Here is a 21,094-nt window from a genome sequence, read left to right as displayed (position 1 = left end):
TCCGCGTCTCAACAGGAATAGTTGCAGGCGCGCGGCAGTTGCCCCCAGTGGACCTGTTCCCGTTTGAAAGGCACTGCCCATGTTGTTTTCCCCTTTGACTCTCGGCGAGATTGAAATTCCCAACCGCTTGGTCATGGCGCCGCTGACCCGCCTCCGTTCGGGCGTCGAAGGCGTTCCCGGCCCGCTGGTCGCGGAGCACTATCGGCAGCGTGCTTCCCTCGGGCTGATCGTCAGCGAGGGCACGTACCCCACGCCCGCGGGCCAGTCCTACCCGGGACAGCCTGGCCTCGTCACCGAGGAACAGATCGCCGGCTGGAAGAAAGTGACGGACGCCGTCCATGCCGAGGGTGGCCGGATTTTCGCCCAAGTCATGCACGGTGGCCGCGTTTCCCACTCGGACATCACGGGCGGTCAGGAGATCGTGGCACCCAGTGCCGTGGCCATCGACGGCGAAGTGCGCACGCCGAACGGCAAGAAGCCCTATCCGGTGCCCCGCGAACTGAGCACCGATGAACTTCCCTCGGTGATCCAGGAAATCGTCACGGCTTCCCGGAACGCCGTCGAGGCAGGATTCGACGGCGTCGAGCTCCACTCTGCGAATGGCTACCTGCTGCACGAATTCCTGGCACCCAACACCAACGTCCGCACTGACAGCTACGGCGGTTCGCCGGAAAACCGTGCACGCTTTGTGATCGAGACCGTCAACGCGGTGGTAGAAGCCTTGGGCGCCAACCGGGTCGGCATCCGGATTTCCCCTGAGCACTCGGTCCAGGGAATCGCCGAGACAGACCCCGCGGATGTCCGCGCCACCTATGAAGTCCTGGTGGACACCATCGCCTCGCTCAACCTCGCCTACCTCAGCATCCTCCACCATGATCCCAAGGGTGAGCTCGTCCAGGACCTGCGCGAGCGCTTCAACGGCACCTTCCTCGTCAACACCGGCTTTGGCGTAGTGACCACCCGGGATGAAGCCCTGGCACTCGTGGCCGACGGTCACGCCGACGCCGTGGTGGTTGGCCGCCCGGCCATCGCCAACCCGGACCTTGCGCGCAGGTGGCGTGAAGGCCTCCCGCTCAATGAACCGGATCCGTCCACGTTCTACGGCGAAGGCGCGAAGGGGTACACCGACTACCCGTTCTACGCCAACTAGAACCCCCGAAACCGCGACGGCGGCACCTGCGAAAGGGGCCGCCGTCGGGGTTTAACCGTGCCCGCGAGGCTTCAGAGTCCGCATAGGGCGTCCGGAGCCGCCGCAAAGAGACCATTCCTATAGGATTTGTTTATGAAACTCGCTTCCTCCCGGGACCGCGCCCCCGGCCGGCCCGTCAGCCGCCAGGTTCTCGCCGACCACGTGTATGAGGAACTTCTCGCGTGGCTCATGGACGGCCGGCTCGAACCGGGAGCCGCGGTCAGCATCGACGGGACGGCGCGGGAATTGGACGTTTCGCCTACGCCGGTGCGCGAGGCACTGGCGCGGCTGGAGCACACAGGCATGGTCCGCCGGGTTGCCCTCAAGGGGTACAGGGTGGCCCCGGTTTTCACGCGCGAGGATTTTGCCGAACTCATGGAGGCCCGGCTCGCGATTGAGCCCGTGAATGCCCGCTTGGCGTGCAGCCGGATCACTCCGGAGGGTTTGGCGGATCTGCGGGAGGCTGTGAAGGACCTGGAGACTGCTCCTCGAGGCCCGTCTTTCGTGGAATTCCGGGACTATCTCGACGCCGATGAGCGCTTCCATAAGCTGATCGCCGAGCAGTCCGGCAACCAATTCATGCTTGCTGCCTACGCCGCGCTGGGTGGCCAGGTCCAGCGGTTCCGACTGTTCGGGGGAGTGGGCATCACCGACGCAGACCAGGCCATTGCGGAACACCAAGCAGTGCTCGACGCGCTGGCGAGCGGTGACCCGGAACAGGCCGCGGCCGCCATGGCCGACCACGTGCACAAGGTCCGCGCCCGGGCCATCGCCGACGCACCCGCTGACTGATCTCCCGCCGCCCAAGCCGAGTCCGACGGCGATCCAGGACGGCGACCCGACGCCGCCAGACCCCGAAGGCCCGCCTAACGGCGGGCCTTTTGCGTGCGCGGCGAACGCGGCGTCCGGTGACCCACTTCACAAACATATGTAAGACATATAGGATCTTTGATGACGCGGAGCTAGGGTGCGAAGAGGCGGGGCCAGCCCACGGAAGTCCGAATAAATATGTTGACAGCCTTGCCTGAATAGTAAATCCTATAGGAAACAGGATTCCACGAAGGAGTGAAAACTATGGCTTACACCGCCGAAACCTGGCCCATCACCGCGGCCCTACTCCAGTTCCCCGGCACTGACGCCACGGGACAGCACATCAACGACGCCGATGCTTCCGCTTGGGCCGAGGTCCTGCAGGAAGTCAAGGACGCAGGATTTGCCAACGCAGACCTCACGGACAGCTGGGTCCGCCCGGGGGACCTCGGCAAGGAACGCCTCGCCGAGTTCAAGCAGACCGCGGAGCACGTTGGCATTGGCATCCCGGTCATCTCGGCTATCCGCCGCAGTATCATCCACACCCGCGACTGGGCCGAGAACCTGGCGTACAGCCACCGGACCATCGATGCCGCAGCCGAACTCGGCTGCGAGGTTGTCTCCTTCGGACTGCACCAGGCCATCACCGCCGAGCAGCGAAAGCAGCTGTGGTTCTGGACGGTGGAAGGCTACAAGGACCCGGCGGGGGACAAGGAAGCCTGGGGCAACGCCGTCGCCCGCTTGCGGGAACTCGGTGAGCACGCCGCGCAAACCGGCATCCTCCTCTCCCTGGAAATGTATGAGGACACCTACCTCGGCACCGCCGATTCCTCGGTCCGGCTGGTGCAGGATATCGGGCTGGACAACGTTGGCCTCAACCCGGACCTTGGCAACCTCATCCGCCTCCACCGTCCCATCGAGGACTGGCGCGAGATGGTGGCCAAGACCCTGCCCTACTCCAACTACTGGCACATGAAGAACTACATCCGCGACGAAGACGTGGCCCGGGACAGCTACATCACCATGCCCGCGCCGATGGAGAGCGGCCTGATCAACTACCGCGAGGCTTTCAAACTCGCGCTGTCGGTAGGCTTCCAGGGCATCTTGTGCACCGAGCACTACGGCGGCGACGGGCTCAGCGTCACGGCGAGCAACCAGGAATACCTCCGGCGGCAAGTTCTTCCGAAGACCGAGAACTACGTCCTCGGCCAGAGCCAGGTAGCCCAGGGCCGGCAGCAGCCTTCCGGCCGGACCGGCTCCAACCAGTCCGCACCCTCCCAACTGGCTGGCGTCTAGAACCATGACAAGGATTTTCGACAACCCCGCAGACTTCGCGGACGATGCCCTGGACGGATTCGTCGCCGCCAACCGCGGCTATGTTGCCCGGGTGGACGGCGGAGTGGTCCGTTCCACCGAAGTCCCCGCCGGACAGGTCGCCCTCGTGGTGGGCGGCGGCTCGGGACACTACCCTGCTTTCGCCGGACTGGTCGGGCCAGGCTTGGCAACTGCCTCGGCGTGCGGCAACATGTTCGCTTCCCCGGCGGCCGGCCAGGTCTACCGCGTGGCCAAAGCAGCCAACGCGGGCGGCGGCATCTTGCTCAGCTACGGCAACTACGCCGGCGACGTGCTGCACTTCGGCCAGGCCCAGTTGCGGCTCAACGCCGAAGGCATCGAAACCCGCACCGTGACTGTTACCGACGACATCGCCAGCGCGCCGCTGGACCAGATCGAGAAGCGACGGGGGATCGCGGGCGACCTCACGGTCTTCAAGATCGCCGGGGCCGCGGCCGAAGCGGGACTGGACCTCGACGCCGTCGAGCGCTTGGCCATCAAAACGAACTACCGCACGCGTTCGCTCGGGGTGGCCTTCGACGGTTGCACCCTCCCGGGCGCCTCGGATCCGCTGTTCCACGCTCCGGCCGGCCAAATGTCCCTCGGCCTGGGCATCCACGGTGAACCGGGCATTTCCGAGCACAAAATGCCCACCGCGTCCGAGCTCGCCGAACTGCTCGTCTCCAAGCTCCTCAACGACAAACCGGACGACGCCGGAAACCGCGTGGTGGCCATCGTCAACGGCCTCGGCACCGTCAAGTACGACGAGCTCTTCCTGCTCTTCGGCAAAATCGAAAAGCTCCTCGGCAAGGCTGGCCTCACGGTAGTCGAACCCGAGTGCGGCGAGCTCGTGACAAGCCTGGACATGTCCGGTCTTTCACTCACGCTGCTCTGGCTGGACGAGGAGCTCGAACAGTATTGGGCAGCGCCCGCGGACACTCCGGCGTTCCGCAAGGGCAACCTCGCGCCCCGCCCGCCCCGCAACTTGGCGAGCGTCACCGCGGTGGACGAGTCCGACGTCGAGCAGCCCACCGCGGCCGCTGCCGAACTCGGCCGGCAGGCCGTAGCCGTGCTCGCCCAGGTGCGGGACGTCGTCGTCGAACATGAAGAAGAGCTCGGCAAACTGGACGCGATTGCCGGCGACGGCGACCACGGCATCGGTATGCGACGCGGCGTTGAAGCGGCATTCAGCGCAGCAGAGGCGGCAAGCGGAACCTCTGTGGGGCGGGTCCTGACGGCGGCAGGTGAGGCCTGGAGCGAACGCGCCGGCGGTACCTCGGGCGCATTGTGGGGCTCGGCGATCATTGCGGCCGGACAGGCGCTCGGCAACAAAGCGGGCTACTCGGGCGAGGATGCCGCGGCCGCTGTCACTGGCTTTGTGGACGCGATCACGGAACTCGGCAAGGCCGAACCCGGCGACAAGACCATGGTGGACGCGCTGCTGCCGTTCCGGGATGCGTTCCTCACAGAGTTCGACGCCGGAGCCCCGGTTGACCGGGCCCTCGCGGCTGCTGCTGCGGCGGCCGAGTCCGCGGCAGCTGACACGGCGCGGTTGCGTCCGCTCAAGGGCAGGGCCCGTCCGCTCGCGGAGAAGAGCCTGGGCCACCCCGATCCCGGAGCGGTCTCCTTCGGGCTGATCACGGCGAGGATCTCACAACATATCGACGCGCAGCTGGCGTCCCCGGCAGGAAACGGAGTTCAAGCATGAGCACATCAGAGGGCTGGCGGATCATCGTCGGCAATGACGAAGCGGGCGTCGAATACAAGCAGGCACTCATGGCGCTGCTTGAGACCGATCCCCGGGTGGCGTCCGTCACCGACGTGGGCGTCGGCGCCAACGACTCCACGGCCTACCCGCACGTTGCCGTGGACGCAGCGCGCAAAGTTGCCGAGGGCGAGGCAGATCGCGCCCTCCTGATCTGCGGCACGGGCCTGGGCGTGGCTATCGCGGCCAACAAGGTTCCCGGAATCCGGGCCGTCACCGCGCACGACAGCTACTCCGTGGAACGCTCGGTCCTCAGCAACAACGCCCAGGTCCTGACCTTGGGACAGCGGGTGATTGGCTTGGAACTGGCCAAGAAACTGGTGGGCGAATGGCTGGGCCACCACTTCGACGAAACATCATCTTCCGCCGCCAAGGTGGACGCCATCTGCTCCTACGAGCCCGATTACACAAAGGCAGTGTGACATGACTGAATCAGCAAGCAGCGCCACAGGCGACGGAGGCGCGGCCCGGAAGATCGCCGTCGTCGGCTCCGGTTACATGGGCGGCGGGATCGCGCAGGTCCTGGCCCTCGGGGGAGCGCGCGTGGCGTTGGCGGATGTGTCCGCCGAAATCGCGCAGAAGAACTACGACCGCCTGCTGGTGGAGTCGGACGAATTCGTGGCCGCAGGTCTCTTTCCGGAAGGTTCCACGGCAATCCTGAAGGCCAATCTGTGGGCCGCGAAGGACATCGAAGAGGCCGTGGCGGACGCCGACTTCATCGAAGAAGCCGTCCCCGAGGTCCTCGACATCAAGCACCAGACCCTGGCCCGCATCAGCGCGGCCGCCCGTCGGGACGCGCTGATCGGCTCCAACACCTCTACCATTTCCATCGCCGATCTCGCCGAGGCCGTTGTCGGCCCCGAGCGATTCCTGGGAGTGCACTTCTCCAACCCGTCGCCGTTCATCCCCGGCGTCGAGATCATCCCCCACGCCGGCACCACGCCGGAGACCGTGGCTGCGGCCCGCGAACTGGTCCACGCGGCCGGCAAGCAAACCGCCGTCGTCAAGGACGTCACCGGTTTCGTGCTCAACCGGCTTCAGTACGCGCTTTTCCACGAGGCCGCCCAGTTGGTGGAGCAGGGGATCGCAACAGCGGACGACGTCGACACCCTGGTCCGTACGACGTTCGGCTTCCGCTTGCCGTTCTTTGGCCCATTCGCGATCGCGGACATGGCCGGACTGGACGTCTACAACTTCTGCTACAAATCCCTGCAGACCGGATTCCCGGAACGCTTCGCGACCCCGAAGATCCTGAGCGACCTCGTGGAGGCGGGGAAGCTGGGCACCAAGACCGGCGCGGGCTTCCTCAACGTCCCGGCGGAACGCACGCCCGAACTCATCGCTTACCGGAACAAGGCCTACGTGGCCATGCAGAAGCTCCTTGATGAGCTTGGCCCGGCACCGATCAACTAGCCCACATTCACAGGAGAATACCCATGAGCACCTTCCCCGCAGAACGCACCGCAATCGTCACCGGCGCTGTTTCCGAGCGCGGCATCGGCCGGGCCACCGTCAACTACCTCGCAGCACAGGGCTGGAATATCGGCATCATCGACCTCGACGACGCTCTCTGCAGGAGCACCGCCAAGGAAATCGCCGCCGAATATGGAGTCCAGGCCTACGGCGTCGGCGCCAACGTGGCTTCCGAAGCCGAGGTACGGTCGGCGATCGACACCCTCGAGGCCGAGTTGCCGCAGATCGTCGCACTGGCCAACGTCGCAGGCGTCAGCTCACCGGTTCCGTACCTGGAACTCGAGCCCGCTGAATGGGACCGCGTCCTGAACATCAACCTCAACGGCGTCCACTACGCCACCCGCCGCGTGGCCGAATCCATGGTCAAGAAGCGGATCGGACGCATCGTGAACATCTCCTCGGTTTCCGCCCAGCGCGGCGGCGGGACGTTCTCCAAGACCCCGTATTCGGTGGCCAAGGCCGGCGTCATCGGTTTGACCCGCGCCACAGCGCGCGAACTGGGGGAATACGACATCACCGTCAACGCCATCTCTCCCGGCCCCATCGACACCGACATCATGGGCGGCACCCTCAGCGAGGAACGCAAGGACGAACTCACCAAGGACCTCGTGGTGAACCGCGTGGGCTCCACGCGGGACATCGCCGCCGCCATCGCCTTCCTCATCAGCGAAGACTCCGGCTACATCTCGGGCCAGACGCTGAATGTCGACGGCGGTTTGTACATGCACTAAAGCGCGGCTCCACCACCGTTGCCCAAACCCTGACTACTCAACACTGATTTCTCAACACTGATTACTCAACGAGGAGTTTCGATGTCCGCTGTAACAACCTCCACGAAGGAGATGCTGGATTCGCCGGTCCTGAAATCGGCGATCCGCAAGGCTGCCTTCCGGCTCATGCCGATGCTGGTCATCCTCTATGTGGTCTCCTTCCTCGACCGCACCAACGTCGGATTCGCCGAAGCTGCACTCGGCGCCGACAAAGGCGTCTCGGCCGGGGCGTTCGCGCTCGGTGCCGGTATTTTCTTCATCGGTTACGCGATCTTTGAAATCCCCAGCAACCTGCTGCTCAAGAAGGTCGGAGCCAAGGTCTGGCTTGCCCGCATCGCGATCACGTGGGGTATCGTCTCTGCCTGCTTTGCATTCGTGCAGGGTGAGACGTCCTTCGTGATCCTGCGGTTCCTGCTCGGCGTGACGGAGGCGGGCCTGTTCCCCGGCGTCATCATGTACTTGGCCGAGTGGTTCCCGAACAAGGTGCGCGTGCAGATGTTCGCGATCTTCTACCTCGCCCAGCCGTTCTCCCAAATGATCGGCAACCCGCTCTCCGGCTGGCTCATCAACATCGGCGACCAGCTTCCTGGGGTCCGTGGCTGGCAGGTCATGTTCTTCACCGAGGGCATCCTGGCGGTACTCGCCGGCGTTGCGGCGTTCTTCTTCCTCATCAACGGGCCGGAGAAGGCCAAGTTCCTCAACGTCGACGAGAAGTTCGCGCTCAAGGAGATCATGACGCAGGAAGACACGGTCAAGGATGAAACCGGGCCGCGGGGAGTCTTCGCTGCGATGCGCAACGGCCGCGTCTGGTACTTCACCCTCATCTACTTCTGCCTGCAGATCGCCGTCTACGGCGTGACCTTCTTCCTCCCGCAGCAGGTGTCCTCGCTGACAGGCCAGAAGGTGGGCCTCGCCGTCGGGCTCCTGATCGCGGTGCCGTGGTTCTTTGGCATCTTCTCCTGCTACCTGATCGGCCGGGCCGCCAATACGGTGGCCAAGCGCCGCATGTTCGGCACGGTGCTGTTCGTCTCCACCGGTGTGTGCATCCTCGGTTCGGCATGGGCCGGCACCAACCACCAGCCGGTCCTCGGACTGATCTTCATCACCCTCGCCGTCTGCAGCTTCCTCGCCGTCGGGCCGGTGGTCTGGGCCTACCCCACGGCGTTCCTTGCGGGTTCGGCAGCCGCGGCGGGCATCGGCCTGATCAACTCGCTGGGCAACCTGGGCGGTTTCGTGGCTCCGATCCTTCGGACCGCGGTCAACAGCGCCACGGCGGACCCCACCGGATCCGCCGGGGTCTACGCGCTCGGAATCCTGCCCTTCCTGGCGGCCGCCATGATGTATGGCACGCGGGCATTCAGGAACAAGGCCGACGATCTCCTGGACAAGTAGTCCGTTGTACATCGGGGTCAGCACCAAGATGTACATGGGGTACCGGCAAAGCATGTCTTGGCTGGAGCAACTCCGAAGCGAAGTGGACGCCCGTCCGGCCCTCGTGGCCGGGCGGGTGGTCCCGTTTGTGATCCCGTCGTTCCCCATGTTGCCTGAGGCGGCCCGAATTCTGGACGGCTCTCCTGTCCACCTGGGTGCGCAGAACTGCGGCTGGGCCGAGGGTCCATGGACGGGGGAAGTGTCACCGTCGTTGCTGGTGGAGCTCGGTGTGCGGCTCGTGGAGATCGGACACGCTGAACGACGCCGGCACTTCGTCGAGGACGACGCCGTGGTCGCATTGAAGGTCCGGGCCGCCGTGGAGGCAGGGTTGACCCCGCTGCTGTGTGTCGGCGAGGAGGCCGTCGCCGATCCGGCGGTGTCGGCGTCGTTCGTGTTCCGGCAGATCTCTGCGGCCGTCCGGGACGACTGGGCGACCGCGGCCCGCCTGGTTATTGCGTACGAACCGGTGTGGGCCATCGGCGCTGCCGAGCCAGCCGGCGCAGCCTACGTGTCCGATGTCGTCGCCCATCTCCGGGACTTGCTCGCCAAACTTGGCCTCGCCGGGCTGCCGATCATTTACGGTGGCTCGGCCAAACCGGGTCTCCTGCCCGAACTGCGGGGCGTGTCAGGCCTCTTCCTAGGCCGCTTCGCCCACGACGCCGCGAACTTCGGGGCGGTACTGGATGAGGCGCTGCGGCTGGACGAGGCGCTGGGCTTGCCCGAGGCCCTGGGATTGCCCAACTAACTCGCAGTAGTTGTCGTTTTCAGCCGTCAAAACGACAACTACTGCCAGTCAGTTGGGTCTCCACGCTGGCAGAGTCCCACAAAGCCGCCCAGATGCTCCAGCCCTTCCGGCCGGGTCGGCAGGTAGTTTGTCAGCTCCGGTGAGCGAACGACGACGGCGCGCCACTGACCGCGCGACACCGCCACATTGATCCGGTTGCGCGAGAGCAGGAACTCCATGCCGCGCGGCACCTCGGCGGCTGCGGACGCAGCCATGGACACAATCACCACGGGAGCTTCCTGACCCTGGAACTTGTCCACGGTCCCCACCCGCACACCGCGAAGTCCGGCTGCCCTTAGTTCGTGCTGGATGAGCTGGACCTGGGCGTTGTAGGCAGCCACCACGAGGATGTCCTTTTCGGCCAGCGGCTGCTCCTCGGTTGATTCCCGGGGGTCCAGCCAAGCCAGCCCGAGGTGGGCCCTAACTTGCCGGACTACCTCCGCGGCTTCCTCGGGAGACTGGGTGGAGTTGCCGCCGTGCGGGACGTAGACGCATTCGACGCCGGCCCGAACGCCCGAGAGCCGCCGCTTGGAAGCAGCCGGTGCTGAATGCAGCCGACCATCGTAGGACAATTCCGAAACCGCGGCGCACAAATCCGGGTGCATGCGCCACGACGTCGCCAGGAAGTAGCCGAGCTTTGCGGGCAGCGTGTGCGCGCCGTGGGCCAGCCAGCCGAGAGCGGATTCATCGACGGGTTCCGGGTGCTTGCCCTGGGTGACCTGGGGAAGTTGCTGGGGGTCGCCAAGGAGCAGGAGCCGCTTCGTTGCCCGGCTCACGGCGAGGGTGTTGGCGAGCGAGAACTGACCGGCTTCGTCGATCACCAGCAAGTCCAGGGATCCCGGAGGAACGGTGCGGCCCGTCATGGTCCATGCCGTGCCGCCTACCAAGCAGCCTCCCCGCGATCCAAGCAGCCGCTCAATGTCGTCCTTGGCCTGCTGGTCCCAGGGAACGGGGTCGTCATGCTTCATTTCCTTGGCGATGAGCGAAGGATCCACCCCGGCCTTCACTGCGGCGTGCAGCATGTTCTCGACGACGGCATGGGACTGTGCAACAACCCCTACCTTCCAGCCCGCACGCACCAGGCGCTCGACAACATGCGAACCAACGTACGTCTTGCCCGTTCCCGGCGGGCCTTGGACAGCGAGATATGACTGGTCAAGATCCGACACGGCAGCGGTGATGGCATCCACATATGCATCGTCGCCAGGCCCGACGGCGGGCAGTTCCGCAAGCGTGGCCAGCCTCGGTGGGACGCGGCGCAACAGATCCAGCGCCGGATCCTTGGGCCACGACGGCAGACTGGAACGCACCCTGATGGCCAGTTCGCTCAAGGCCTTCCTCTGCCCGTCGGTGTTGACCGGAGCATCGGGCGTCAGGGCCATGGGAAGCTGGGAGTATTCCTCGCCACCCTTGGGCAGCCGCTCCGAAATGGTCACGGCATCCGAAGCGCCGTCGTCGGGACCCGAAAGCAGGCCGCCGTCATCGAGGCCCTCTGGATCGCCGACCTCGGTCACCTCCGTGCCGGACATTCCCGACCTGCCCAGGGCGCTGACTGCCTTACCGTCGAAAGCCTCCGGCACGGGAGGCTCGTACATCCGGAAGTACTTCTTGCCGGGCGCGAAACCGGAGCCATCGGCTGCGTGGCCGAACAGCCTTACCTTCCGTGCCGGGTTGCTTCGGGGCGTCGGCTTGGCCCAGTCCTCCAGCACGTCGCCGCCCTCCACGATGAAGCAGTCCCTGGTGTCCTCCCATTCGGAGACTGGCCGGTCCAGGCGGTCGAAGTGTCCCCACCAGAATTGCTTGTCCTCACGCCGGTGAAAGCCGACCGCGGCCGCCACCAAGGCCACCGCCCTGTTGTCGTCGGAGCGGAGGGCATCGTCCGGCAAGTCGGCAAGGTACTCGAGGAGGGCTGTTTCCTCGGGCGCGGCCTGGTACTTGTCCGGCTCGGTCTCCGCGGGTAGCCCGGGTCCCGAGGTACCCGGAAAACCGGGTTCAATGGAGCGTTCGGCTGCCAGGCCCAGCAGCCAATTCCGCAGTTCCAGAGTGGAGAGGCAGTCATATTCGTTGTAGTCAGAGATGCCCGCCAGGATCGTTGCCGCTTCCTCTTCGCGGTGTGCGTCCCTGGCCGTGCAGTAGTTGGCATAGGCAACCACGGAGGCCCCGGCGTCGGTCACGTCACCCGAGCGCAAATGTTCGCCCATGTACAGGGGCTCGAGTTTCTTGATGCTATAGGAGTCTTCGGAGATACGGATGCTGTGCCGCACGGTGTCGTAGAGGTCAACCAACACGCCTTCGCGGAGGAGGTTGTCCACGGCGGCTTCGCCAACGGTATGGATGACAGACAGGTTCCGCAGCGCTGTTTTCTCATAGGCCGCGTAGTGGTAGATCCGCATGTCCGGATACTTCATGCGGCGTTCTTCCACGTAGTCGAGGAAATCGATGAACGCCTGCCGTTCTTCAGCCCGGGAGTGTGCCCAGAACGGCTTGAACACGGGAGTTCCGCCCGGCTCGGCCGGATTTTCGATCACCCCGAACAAGTACTCCAGTCCCCAGCGGCCCGTTACCGGGTCCTGCCACAGGGGGTCTCCCTCGAAGTCAAAGAAGATGTCTCCCGCGTCCGGCCGGGGGAGTCGGGCCAAGGAGTTGGACTCGAGAACGGAATAGCTGATGCTCTTGGCTGCGCCGGTCTTGTCGGTGTACGTGACGGTGCCATCGGGGGTGGCTGTTCTGGTCTGTAGTCGGGCCTGTTCCTGCAGGCGCCGCGTCGCGGAATCGGCGGCGTCGGGCATCTGGGCAAGGGCATCAATGGTGAAGATGCCGTTTTCCATGAGCTTCTTGCGCCGCGTGATTCTCATGCCCGCCACCATCAGCAGGTCCCGGTGGAGGCGCACTTGTTCCTTGCAGTAGTCGCAGCGGCCGCATGCGGTGACTCCGGGTGCGCCCCATTCGATGGGCTCCAGCCGCGATCGGTGCGTGTCCGTCAATGCGAGGAAGCGGTCCCGGCGTTCGCGGAAGACCGGCAAGACGTCGGCGAGCCGGTGGTCGCTGTGCACGTAGTCGAAGCCGCCCCGGCCGTCCGATCCAGCAGACTCCCGCTGAATCGTAGCCCCGAGGACAAGGGTCAGACCCGGGGACGGTGTGATTCCCGCCTTGAGCAGCTGATCGCCGTAGGCAGCCAATTGCAGCAGGGCCGTGACCTTGGCGTGGCGGGCGAGCTTGGTGTCGTACACCGCGTAGCTGCCATCCTGCTGCTTGACGAGGAAATCGGACCGTCCGTGAAACTGGCCGTCGAAGAACGCGGCTTGGAAGACCACATCCGCGCCCGATCGCAAAGCCTCGATCGATTCCGCATGCTTGGCTTGCAAGGTAGCGCGGTCCATCGCTTCGGCGGGAACGACGTCGAACACGCCCTTGCGCGTGAGCGGATCCCAGGTGCCGAACTCGGCCACGAAACGGTCCAGCACCCTGTGCTCGTGGACGTCGCCGAGCGCGGCGGTGCGCTCCAGCATTTCGTCGACGTCGAAGGCCGGCTTCTGCGAGAGGCCCAGCTTCTCGTCCAACTTGCGCAGCAACTGGTACTCGCACGTGGAGGCCGTGACGAGGTCGCTGGCGGAAAACACCAAATCCTGCGCTTGCCCTGCATCTTCTGAATCGAGAAAAAACACCGTGCCCCCAGACCTTTGAGCTGATGATGCCAAGCTATCAGTGCGGTCCGACAGTAAGGCAGCCCCGGCAAGGGACCAAGGCAGTGGGGGTCAGCCGCTGAAGCGGATGGTGATCACGAGGCCGATGAGCGCGACCACGCCGGCCAGGATCATGGCTGCCCTGGGATTGCCGAAGTTGAGGGTCCATCCCAGGCCGAAGCGCCGCGGAACCATGAGCGCGTGGTCTTCGCGGTTGACGTAGAACAAGCCGCTCCGCCAGTATTTGTCGTCCTCCCGGTGGGTCAGTCCGGCCAGGGAAACCGTGGTGGATCGGTCCGCAGTTCGGTATCCACCGCGATGACTTGGTGCGCTCCCTCATACCAACCTCCGGCGGCCTTCGCGGCCCGGATCTCGCGGTTGGCAAGGAAGAAGCAGCCATACCAGGCCCCGACGAGCACCAGCACGGACAGCGGCAAGAGCAACGTTTCGCCGGTCACGCCATAAATGGCAAGGCAGACCCCGATGGCGACGATACCGCTCAGGAGAACCCGCCAGCGATAGATGCGGGTCTGCCTGACCACTGTAGGGTCCTCGGCACGCCGGGCCGGTACCCGGACCCCGAAAGGCACCGTCGGGCTGTTGATCGCGGGCAGGACCAGCGCGATGGCGAGCACCAGTGCCGCCAACGCGGAGCTCAGGACTATCGCGACGGTCATGGTGTTTCCTCTGGCTGCGTGGTTCCAAATGAATCGAGTATCGACCGGCAGGACGTGAGAACTTCCTCGGCCGAAAGTCCGCGGGCGACGGCTTCGGCGAGCAGGGTCCGTGCCCTCGCCGTCCACTCCGCGTCGAACGGCGGGTCCGCGACCGCCGGGGTCACCACCGCGCCGGTCTTGCGGTTGAGCTGGATCAGGCCCTGCTGGCGCAACAGGTCATAGGCTTTGTTCACGGTGTGGAAATTGATCCCGAAGTCCGCAGCGAGGGTCCTGGTGGCCGGCAGCGAACTGCCTTCGACCAGCACGCCGTCGGCGATTGCCTCCACGATTTGGTCCCGCAGCTGCTGGTAGATCGGCACGTCGCTGGCCAGGTCTACGTTGAGGATCATGACTCCCACCTCCGTCTTTATTATATAAGTTATAGAACAACTAGCGGAAGATCCCCTCCTCCCCGAAAGCAGGCTCCGAATGACCCAGTCTGACGCCCAAGCCGCCCAAGATCCCGAGTTCGAAGCCGCGTACCAGGCAGCCCAAAAGAGCCTTCGCGAAGGCGGCATTCCCATCGGCGCAGCTCTCGCCCGTGGTGGGCTGGTGATCGCGAGCGGGCACAACGAACGTGTCCAGAACGGCGATCCCATCGCCCACGGGGAAATGTCGGCCCTCCGCGCAGCCGGCCGGCAGAAGAGCTACCGGGACACCACCCTCTATACGACCCTCGCTCCGTGTGCCATGTGCACGGGCACCATCATCCAGTTCAAAATCCCGCGCGTGGTGGTGGGGGAGGCCCGCACCTTCAGCGGCGAATTCGAGCTGCTGCGGTCCCGGGGCGTAGAGGTTGTGGTCCTCGATGACCAGCGGTGCGTGGACATGATGCGCACGTTCCAGGAAGGGAATCCGGAACTGTGGGCCGAGGACATCGCCGAATAAGACCGGCGCGAGCAGCGGGAAACCCGGCGAATCAAACGGCATCTGGCCACAGCCAAGGCCCAAGCGTAGGCTGACAGCATCGGCGTCGGTGCCGGGGGTCCGCGTCGATACCCAATCGATCAAGGAGGACTCATGAGTGTTGTGCGCGAATTCATGACCACCAATGCCCAGTGCGTCAAAGAAGAGCAGTCGCTGCGTGACGCGGCTGTCCTGATGCGCGATCTGGACGTCGGTTCGCTGCCCATTTGCGGCAACGATGGAAGACTCAAAGGATTCATCACTGACCGCGACATTGTGGTCAGGTGCGTTGCTGAGGGACTGGATGCTGACCGGCTCACTGCGGCAGATCTCGCCCAGGGCACGCCGATCTGGATCGATGCCGACGCCAGCATCGACGCAGCTATCGACCTGATGGAAAAGCACCAGATCCGGCGCCTTCCGGTCATCACCGACCACAAGTTGGTGGGCATCATCAGCCAGGGCGACATCGCCCGCAACTACACCGAGGAGCGCGTAGGCGAATTGGTGGAGCACATCTCCGCCAAGACCCCCATGGCGCAACTGGGCTAACCGCAACTTTCGCACCCATCAAGCGTCACGGCCCGCCGGCCGTGGCGCTTCCGTGTGCGGTACTCCGCTCCGTCTTTAGCCACGGCGAACCCCGTAAGGGAAAATGTCATGGTGACCCATCTTCCCCAAAGCCCGTCAGTACAGCCCCAGTCGGCAGACGCCGTCATCTACGCACTGATCGCCGAAGAGCTCGGTGTGAAGGCCTGGCAGGTCAAGGCCGCGGTTGAATTGCTCGACGCCGGATCCACCGTCCCCTTCATCGCCCGGTACCGCAAGGAAGTCACCGGGACGCTCGATGACACCCAGTTACGCGAGCTCGAGGAACGGCTCCGGTACCTGCGGGACCTGGAGGACCGCCGTCGAACGGTGCTTGAGGCGATCGCCGCCCAAGGCAAGCTGACTCCGGAACTGGAGGCCGCCGTCGTCGGGGCGGACACCAAGTCGCGGCTGGAAGACATCTACCTTCCCTTCAAGTCCAAGCGCCGTACCAAAGCGCAGATCGCCCGCGAGGCCGGCCTCGAGCCGCTTGCCGAGGCGCTTCTCGCGAACCCGCAGCTCGAACCTGAGCGCGAGGCCGCGAAGTACCTCAATGCCGAGCACTCCATCGACGACGCCTCCGCGGCGCTCGCCGGTGCGCGCTCGATCCTCGTGGAGCGGGTCTCCCAAGATCCCGATCTCGCCGAGACGCTGCGCGAGCGCTTGTGGACGCAGGGGCGGATGGTTTCGCGTGTGAAGAAGGGAAAGGAACTCGAGGGGCAGAAGTTCAAGGACTACTTCGAGTTCTCCCAAGTGCCTTCCGGCATGCCCGGCCACCGCGTACTCGCGCTCTTGCGTGGCGAGAACGACGGCGTCCTGGAGCTTGATCTCGCCGAGGCAGAACCAGCCGACGACGACGCCCTGGCCGCCGCTCGCGGCCGCTACGAGAACGCTGTGGCCAAGTGCCTCGGGGTCGCCGAGCGTGGCCGGCCCGCCGATGCGTGGCTTGTGCAGACGGCACAGATCGCTTGGCGCTCGCGGATCCTGGACCGTTTGAGCAACGACTTGCGCGGCCGCATGTTCGCGCAAGCCGAGGACGAAGCCGTGCGGGTCTTCGCCGCTAACCTGCGCGATGTGCTCCTTGCAGCCCCGGCCGGAAACCGCGCAACGCTGGGCCTGGACCCGGGATTGCGTACGGGCGTGAAGGTGGCCGTCGTCGATGGTACCGGCAAGGTCGTCGCCACCGACACCATCTATCCGCACGCCCCGGCCAAGAAGTGGGACGAGGCCTTGGTGACGCTGGAGCGCTTGGCGCGGCAGCACGGCGTCGAGCTCGTGGCGATCGGCAACGGCACGGCGTCGCGCGAGACGGACAAGCTCGCGGTGCAGCTCATCAAGTCGCTGGCTGCGTCCGGCGGTCCCACGCTGCAGAAACTCGTGGTGTCCGAGGCGGGTGCCTCGGTGTACTCGGCGTCGGCGCTCGCGGCCGCGGAACTGCCGGGCATGGACGTGTCCCTGCGCGGGGCCGTTTCCATCGCCCGACGTTTGCAGGATCCGCTGGCCGAATTGGTGAAGATCGAGCCGAAGTCGATCGGTGTGGGTCAGTACCAGCACGATGTCACGGCGGCGAAGCTGGACCGTTCGTTGGACGCCGTCGTCGAAGACTGCGTGAATGCGGTGGGCGTGGACGTGAACACGGCGTCGCCCGCGCTGCTGGCCCGGGTGGCCGGCGTCGGGCCGCTCCTGAGCGAGAACATCGTTGCGTACCGCAATGAGAACGGCCCCTTTGCCAAGCGGGCCGACCTCAAGAAGGTGCCGCGGCTGGGTGCGAAAGCATTTGAGCAGTGTGCGGGCTTCCTGCGGATCACCGGGGGAGCGGAACCGCTCGACGCGTCCAGCGTCCACCCGGAAGCGTATTCGGTGGCCCGGAAGATCGTGGCCGCCGCGCGTGGAGCTGCCGTGTCATCGCTCGATCCGCAAGCGTTCGTGGATGGGACGTTCGGCCTGCCCACCGTGCGCGACATCATGTCCGAGCTCGAGAAGCCGGGCCGCGACCCTCGCCCGGCCTTCGCTGCAGCGACGTTCTCCGAGGGCATCGAGAAGATTTCCGACCTCGAACCCGGCATGATCCTGGAAGGCACGGTCACCAATGTGGCGGCGTTCGGGGCTTTCGTTGATGTCGGAGTGCACCAGGACGGCCTGGTCCACGTGTCCGCGCTCTCCAACAAGTTCGTGTCCGATCCCCGTGAGATCGTGAAATCCGGACAGATCGTCCGCGTGAAGGTCCTTGAGGCAGACCCCGAGCGGAAGCGGATTTCGCTGACTCTGAGGCTCGACGACGAACCCGGCACCCCAGGTGGCTCCGGTTCGCGCGGTGGCTCCGGTTCCCGGGGCGGCGGGCGTGACCGCGGCCCGCGTGGTGGCGAGCGCGGCGAGCGGCGTCCGGCACCGCAGGCCGGACAGGGCGCGAAGGGGGCCCCGGCGAAGGCGGCCCCCGCGAAGGCGGCTCCGGCGAAGGCGGCTCCTCAAGCGCCGGTCAACACGGCCATGGCGGAAGCGTTGCGCCGGGCCGGGCTGGGGAAGTAGCCACGGCCGCCTATCCCGTGCGGTGATTTCGAAGCAATGCTGCCGATTCCTGAAGCATGAGTGGCATCATGTAGGAGATCAGAAGCGTTAGCCTGTGCCAGGGGGGGCCATGTTTCGAACGCGCGGGCAAAGGAAGAGGACACGGACGTTCAGGCCTCGATGGTGGTTGTACGCCATCTTCGCCATGGAGTTGTGTGTTGCCTTGGCGGTGGGCCTGCCGTACCTCTTCGGCGATGATTCTTGGGAGGCTTGGGGATGGCCGGTCTGGATTGCGGACGTTTTTTCGTTGCTCGTGGTGCCGCTTGTGGTTTTCGCATCGTTTTCCTTGGTACGCCAGCAGCTCCGGGAGCGGGCTGAAGCGTCCCGGACCACGCGCTTGATGGATACGGTGCTGACCACCAGCCGGGAGTGGTTGTGGGCCATAGGACCTGACGGGCGCTTCACCTTCTCCAGCCCGGCGGGCGTGGAGTTGACCGGATACGAGCCTTCAGAATTACTAGGCAGGCATTTCCGGCTGATCATTGACCCTGATGATCTGGCCGACGCCCTGCAAGGAAGGGCTTCCACCGAGGACGCTGCCGCGGGCTGGTCCGGACTTCACGCCGTGTGCCGCCACAAGGACGGCAGCAGGGTTCTGGTGGAGGTGTCTGGAAGAACGCTTCGCGACGCCGCGGGACGCCCTGCTGGTTTCGAAGGAACCAGCAGGGCGCTTGACCCCGGGACGGCGGACACGCTGGCTACCGGCGAGATCAGGAGCCGGGTCGAGGCGGTGCTCGCCGGGCGTTCCTTGATGACGGCATTCCAACCCATCCGCTCTCTGGAATCAGATTCAATCGTTGGGGCTGAAGCCTTGACCCGGTTCCCGGGCTCTCCGGATATTTCCCCGGAGGTGATGTTCGCTGAGGCGACGGCTGTCGAATTGGATGTTGAGCTTGAGATTCTTGCCTTCGAGACCGCACTTGCGGCTGCGAAGGGGCTGCCAATCGCGTTGTCGGTTTCCGTGAATCTCTCACCCCGGGCATGCCTTGACGCGAGACTCTCCGATATTCTCGCGGACTCTGGAATATCGACCAGCCGGATCGTGCTCGAGGTGACGGAACGCCACCACGTTGTTGACTATGGTCCCCTCGCAGCGGCACTTGCACCTTTGCGCTGCCGCGGCTTAAGGATCGCAGTTGATGACGCCGGTGCGGGTTTTGCTTCCATGCGCCACGTCCTGTTGCTCAAGCCTGATGTGATCAAGCTGGACAGGGAAATCATTGCCGGCATCGATACTGACCCGGGCCAACGGGCCTTGGGGGCGGCCATGGTCGGCTTCGCGAAGGAAATCGGGGCAGCTTTGGTCGCCGAGGGGATCGAAACCGAAGCTGAGTTGAGCGCGGTGGCGGAGCTCGGCATGACCGCCGGGCAGGGCTACCTTCTCGGGCGGCCCTCGGTGCGGCCAGAGGACTGGGCGCAGTGGGATGAGGCGCCCAACTAACTCGCATTTGTTGTCGTTTTGAGGCCTGAAAACGACGTTAACTGCGAGTTAGTTGCGTTAGGGATGGCCTGAGCTGGCACTCATCGGGAACCAGAGTATTCACCAAACGGCCTAGCGGGCATCTCCGATGAAACTGTTACTCATTCGTCCCAAGCAAGAGCGGCACGGTTGGGGAAGTAGCTTCTCCGGCGCCTACTCGTGTGTCACGAAGCCGGTGATGTCGGATGGGCTCCGGAGTCCGGGGAGGGAGCGGGAGCCTTCTGCCACGGCCAACGCCCGGTAATCTCAAGCTCGATGGAGAAGCTCAAGAACGTCCGGATCAGCACGATGACCGCCAGGACCCCCACGCTCTCGAAGGTGGGGGTGACTGCGACTGTACGAATGATGTCCGCGGCCACCAGAAATTCGAGGCCAAGCAGAATGGAGCGTCCCAGCAGCTGCCTGTAGGAGCGGTACACCGAAAGCGGCGCCGAGCTTGCAGGCAGGCGTTTGGGCTTGTAACCGCGCAGGGCAAGGGGTATTGACGCGATAGCTCCCACAACCATCACTGCCACACCCGCAAAGTCCATGTACCGGCCGACAGCCTCGATGATTTGCTGGAAATCCATCAGTTCCCTTGTCCCAGGCTAGGGTGCCGGGATCGGGAAGAACGCCCGAGGATCCTGCAGCAACGCGGGGTAGTCGAAGTCCGTGCGGTCGATGATCTTGGTGACCTCGAAGTTGCGGCCGAAACGGCCGTCTTCCAAAGTGATGGGGCGGCCATGGATCTTCCCCAAGGCGAACTTGGCGCCGCCCTCGATGGGGACGAGAACTGGCGTGTTGCCGGGGAGCGTCCGGAAGGCCTCATCTTGGCGCTGGCGATTGCGCGTGGGCTTCTTCACCAGCTGCTTCGGGGCCTTGCGGGCGGTCTTGCCCGGACGGCGGGACGTTTCCGAGGCATAAACGAATTGGTAGCCGTCGCCCTCACTGTTCGCGGCCTTCGCCTTGCCTGCTGCCGGCATCCCCACCTTGTCGATCTTCTCGGGTTCGACGTCGCCCACCGGAGCGCGAAGCACCCAGATGAAGTCGTCGTAGGGGTCTTCGGGGATGAACTCGTGACTGGGCTCGGGCCAGAGGTACTCGAGGTCGTTCGGAGTGTCCGGGAAGAGCTCGGCGTAGAAGCGGGGCTCCTTTTGGAGCAGCTTGGAGCGGTGGCTCAGGTGGAAATCGGCGTCGCCCAGCCACGGCGGCATCGGAATCTTGGAGGCGTAGTCCGGGTGGGCTGCCTGGGGTGCGAACTCGGTGATGCTGGCGCGGGTGTTGTCCGGATTGCCGCGGGCGACCCATTCGTCCACCATGGCCAGGCCGTAGAGGGTGAGCGCGGGAACGTAGCCCATCCACATGCGGATAGCGGGGTGGGAGGGCCGGCCGAACTCGGGGATCACCAGTGCGCGAAGGATCTGCAGTGCTTCGACACGCTGCTTGCCAAGCCTTGCGGTGTCCAAGACGGCAGCACTTTGCTTGAAATCGGGGAACGGGAGGAAGGTCTGCATCCTTTCAGTTTGGGGGCCGAACGGCGTAGATCCAAGTTGACGCGGTGTGGCCTTCCCCTCGCTCGTGTTATTGGCGCCCTTTGATCGCTGTTTGCCGGGCGCTCAGATG

19 protein-coding genes are annotated in these 21,094 nt (G+C 64.9%); 13 read left to right on the top strand and 6 right to left on the bottom strand.

The window, feature by feature from the left end:
* The first annotated feature begins 79 nt into the window (after positions 1-79).
* From AC3WJU_RS04430 to AC3WJU_RS04390, 9 genes are all read left to right on the top strand, one after another.
* The gene (locus AC3WJU_RS04430) at positions 80-1,150 is read left to right on the top strand and encodes an alkene reductase (protein WP_284989711.1); all 1,071 of its coding nucleotides are present in this window, start codon (positions 80-82) and stop codon (positions 1,148-1,150) included.
* Between the two features lie 132 nt (positions 1,151-1,282).
* The gene (locus AC3WJU_RS04425; RefSeq protein WP_284989712.1) at positions 1,283-1,981 is read left to right on the top strand and encodes a GntR family transcriptional regulator; all 699 of its coding nucleotides are present in this window, start codon (positions 1,283-1,285) and stop codon (positions 1,979-1,981) included.
* A 282-nt stretch (positions 1,982-2,263) separates the two neighbouring features.
* Entirely contained in the window at positions 2,264-3,295 is a 1,032-nt protein-coding gene (locus AC3WJU_RS04420) for a sugar phosphate isomerase/epimerase family protein (protein ID WP_492259239.1), read from the top strand.
* A gap of 4 nt (positions 3,296-3,299) precedes the next feature.
* Positions 3,300-5,039, top strand: coding sequence for a dihydroxyacetone kinase subunit DhaL (dhaL, locus tag AC3WJU_RS04415; protein ID WP_492259238.1), 1,740 nt, complete (start codon positions 3,300-3,302; stop codon positions 5,037-5,039).
* Positions 5,036-5,518 (top strand): ribose-5-phosphate isomerase, encoded by a 483-nt coding sequence (locus tag AC3WJU_RS04410; protein ID WP_492259237.1) that lies wholly within the window; start codon positions 5,036-5,038, stop codon positions 5,516-5,518. Before dhaL ends, AC3WJU_RS04410 begins: the two co-directional genes overlap by 4 nt.
* Before the next feature lies 1 nt (position 5,519).
* Positions 5,520-6,509: a 3-hydroxyacyl-CoA dehydrogenase family protein gene (locus AC3WJU_RS04405; RefSeq protein ID WP_492259236.1), complete on the top strand. Its 990-nt coding sequence runs from the start codon at positions 5,520-5,522 to the stop codon at positions 6,507-6,509.
* Positions 6,510-6,532: 23 nt separating this feature from the next.
* Positions 6,533-7,300, top strand: coding sequence for an SDR family NAD(P)-dependent oxidoreductase (locus tag AC3WJU_RS04400; RefSeq protein WP_492259235.1), 768 nt, complete (start codon positions 6,533-6,535; stop codon positions 7,298-7,300).
* 81 nt (positions 7,301-7,381) lie between these two features.
* Positions 7,382-8,731 carry an MFS transporter gene (locus AC3WJU_RS04395; protein ID WP_059388113.1) on the top strand — a complete coding sequence of 450 codons (1,350 nt, stop codon included), beginning with the start codon at positions 7,382-7,384 and terminating at the stop codon, positions 8,729-8,731.
* Positions 8,682-9,515, top strand: coding sequence for a triose-phosphate isomerase family protein (locus AC3WJU_RS04390; protein ID WP_492259234.1), 834 nt, complete (start codon positions 8,682-8,684; stop codon positions 9,513-9,515). The genes AC3WJU_RS04395 and AC3WJU_RS04390 overlap by 50 nt, the downstream gene beginning before the upstream one ends.
* Before the next feature lie 38 nt (positions 9,516-9,553).
* Here AC3WJU_RS04390 and AC3WJU_RS04385 read toward each other — a convergent pair whose 3' ends face one another.
* The 4 genes from AC3WJU_RS04385 to AC3WJU_RS04370 all read right to left on the bottom strand — a co-directional run bounded on the left by AC3WJU_RS04385 (position 9,554) and on the right by AC3WJU_RS04370 (position 14,303).
* Complete coding sequence (locus tag AC3WJU_RS04385; protein ID WP_492259233.1) at positions 9,554-13,219, bottom strand: TM0106 family RecB-like putative nuclease; 3,666 nt, start codon at positions 13,217-13,219, stop codon at positions 9,554-9,556.
* A 90-nt stretch (positions 13,220-13,309) separates the two neighbouring features.
* Entirely contained in the window at positions 13,310-13,465 is a 156-nt protein-coding gene (locus tag AC3WJU_RS04380; RefSeq protein ID WP_307054039.1) for a DUF5808 domain-containing protein, read from the bottom strand.
* Between the two features lie 35 nt (positions 13,466-13,500).
* Positions 13,501-13,914 carry a hypothetical protein gene (locus AC3WJU_RS04375; protein WP_492259232.1) on the bottom strand — a complete coding sequence of 138 codons (414 nt, stop codon included), beginning with the start codon at positions 13,912-13,914 and terminating at the stop codon, positions 13,501-13,503.
* Complete coding sequence (locus AC3WJU_RS04370; RefSeq protein WP_307054041.1) at positions 13,911-14,303, bottom strand: GntR family transcriptional regulator; 393 nt, start codon at positions 14,301-14,303, stop codon at positions 13,911-13,913. Before AC3WJU_RS04370 ends, AC3WJU_RS04375 begins: the two co-directional genes overlap by 4 nt.
* Positions 14,304-14,382: 79 nt before the next feature.
* On the opposite strand from AC3WJU_RS04370, the gene AC3WJU_RS04365 reads away from it, so the two are divergent.
* The 4 genes from AC3WJU_RS04365 (at position 14,383) to AC3WJU_RS04350 (ending at position 19,453) form a co-directional block, all read left to right on the top strand.
* Entirely contained in the window at positions 14,383-14,841 is a 459-nt protein-coding gene (locus AC3WJU_RS04365) for a nucleoside deaminase (RefSeq protein WP_492259231.1), read from the top strand.
* Between the two features lie 132 nt (positions 14,842-14,973).
* A complete protein-coding gene (locus AC3WJU_RS04360; protein ID WP_284989722.1) occupies positions 14,974-15,411 on the top strand; it encodes a CBS domain-containing protein in 438 nt (145 codons plus the stop codon).
* A 108-nt stretch (positions 15,412-15,519) separates the two neighbouring features.
* Positions 15,520-17,973: a Tex family protein gene (locus AC3WJU_RS04355; RefSeq protein WP_492259230.1), complete on the top strand. Its 2,454-nt coding sequence runs from the start codon at positions 15,520-15,522 to the stop codon at positions 17,971-17,973.
* A gap of 166 nt (positions 17,974-18,139) precedes the next feature.
* Positions 18,140-19,453 (top strand): sensor domain-containing phosphodiesterase, encoded by a 1,314-nt coding sequence (locus AC3WJU_RS04350; RefSeq protein WP_492259229.1) that lies wholly within the window; start codon positions 18,140-18,142, stop codon positions 19,451-19,453.
* Between the two features lie 203 nt (positions 19,454-19,656).
* Here the strand turns inward: AC3WJU_RS04350 and AC3WJU_RS04345 are convergent, their stop codons facing one another.
* A complete protein-coding gene (locus AC3WJU_RS04345) occupies positions 19,657-20,061 on the bottom strand; it encodes a DUF1622 domain-containing protein (RefSeq protein WP_307054045.1) in 405 nt (134 codons plus the stop codon).
* Positions 20,062-20,079: 18 nt separating this feature from the next.
* Positions 20,080-20,985 carry an MSMEG_6728 family protein gene (locus AC3WJU_RS04340; protein ID WP_284989727.1) on the bottom strand — a complete coding sequence of 302 codons (906 nt, stop codon included), beginning with the start codon at positions 20,983-20,985 and terminating at the stop codon, positions 20,080-20,082.
* Between the last annotated feature and the right edge of the window lie 109 nt (positions 20,986-21,094).

This window comes from Arthrobacter sp. FW306-1B-F12A, assembly GCF_058781865.1.
This window is presented reverse-complemented; position numbering and strand designations above follow the sequence as displayed.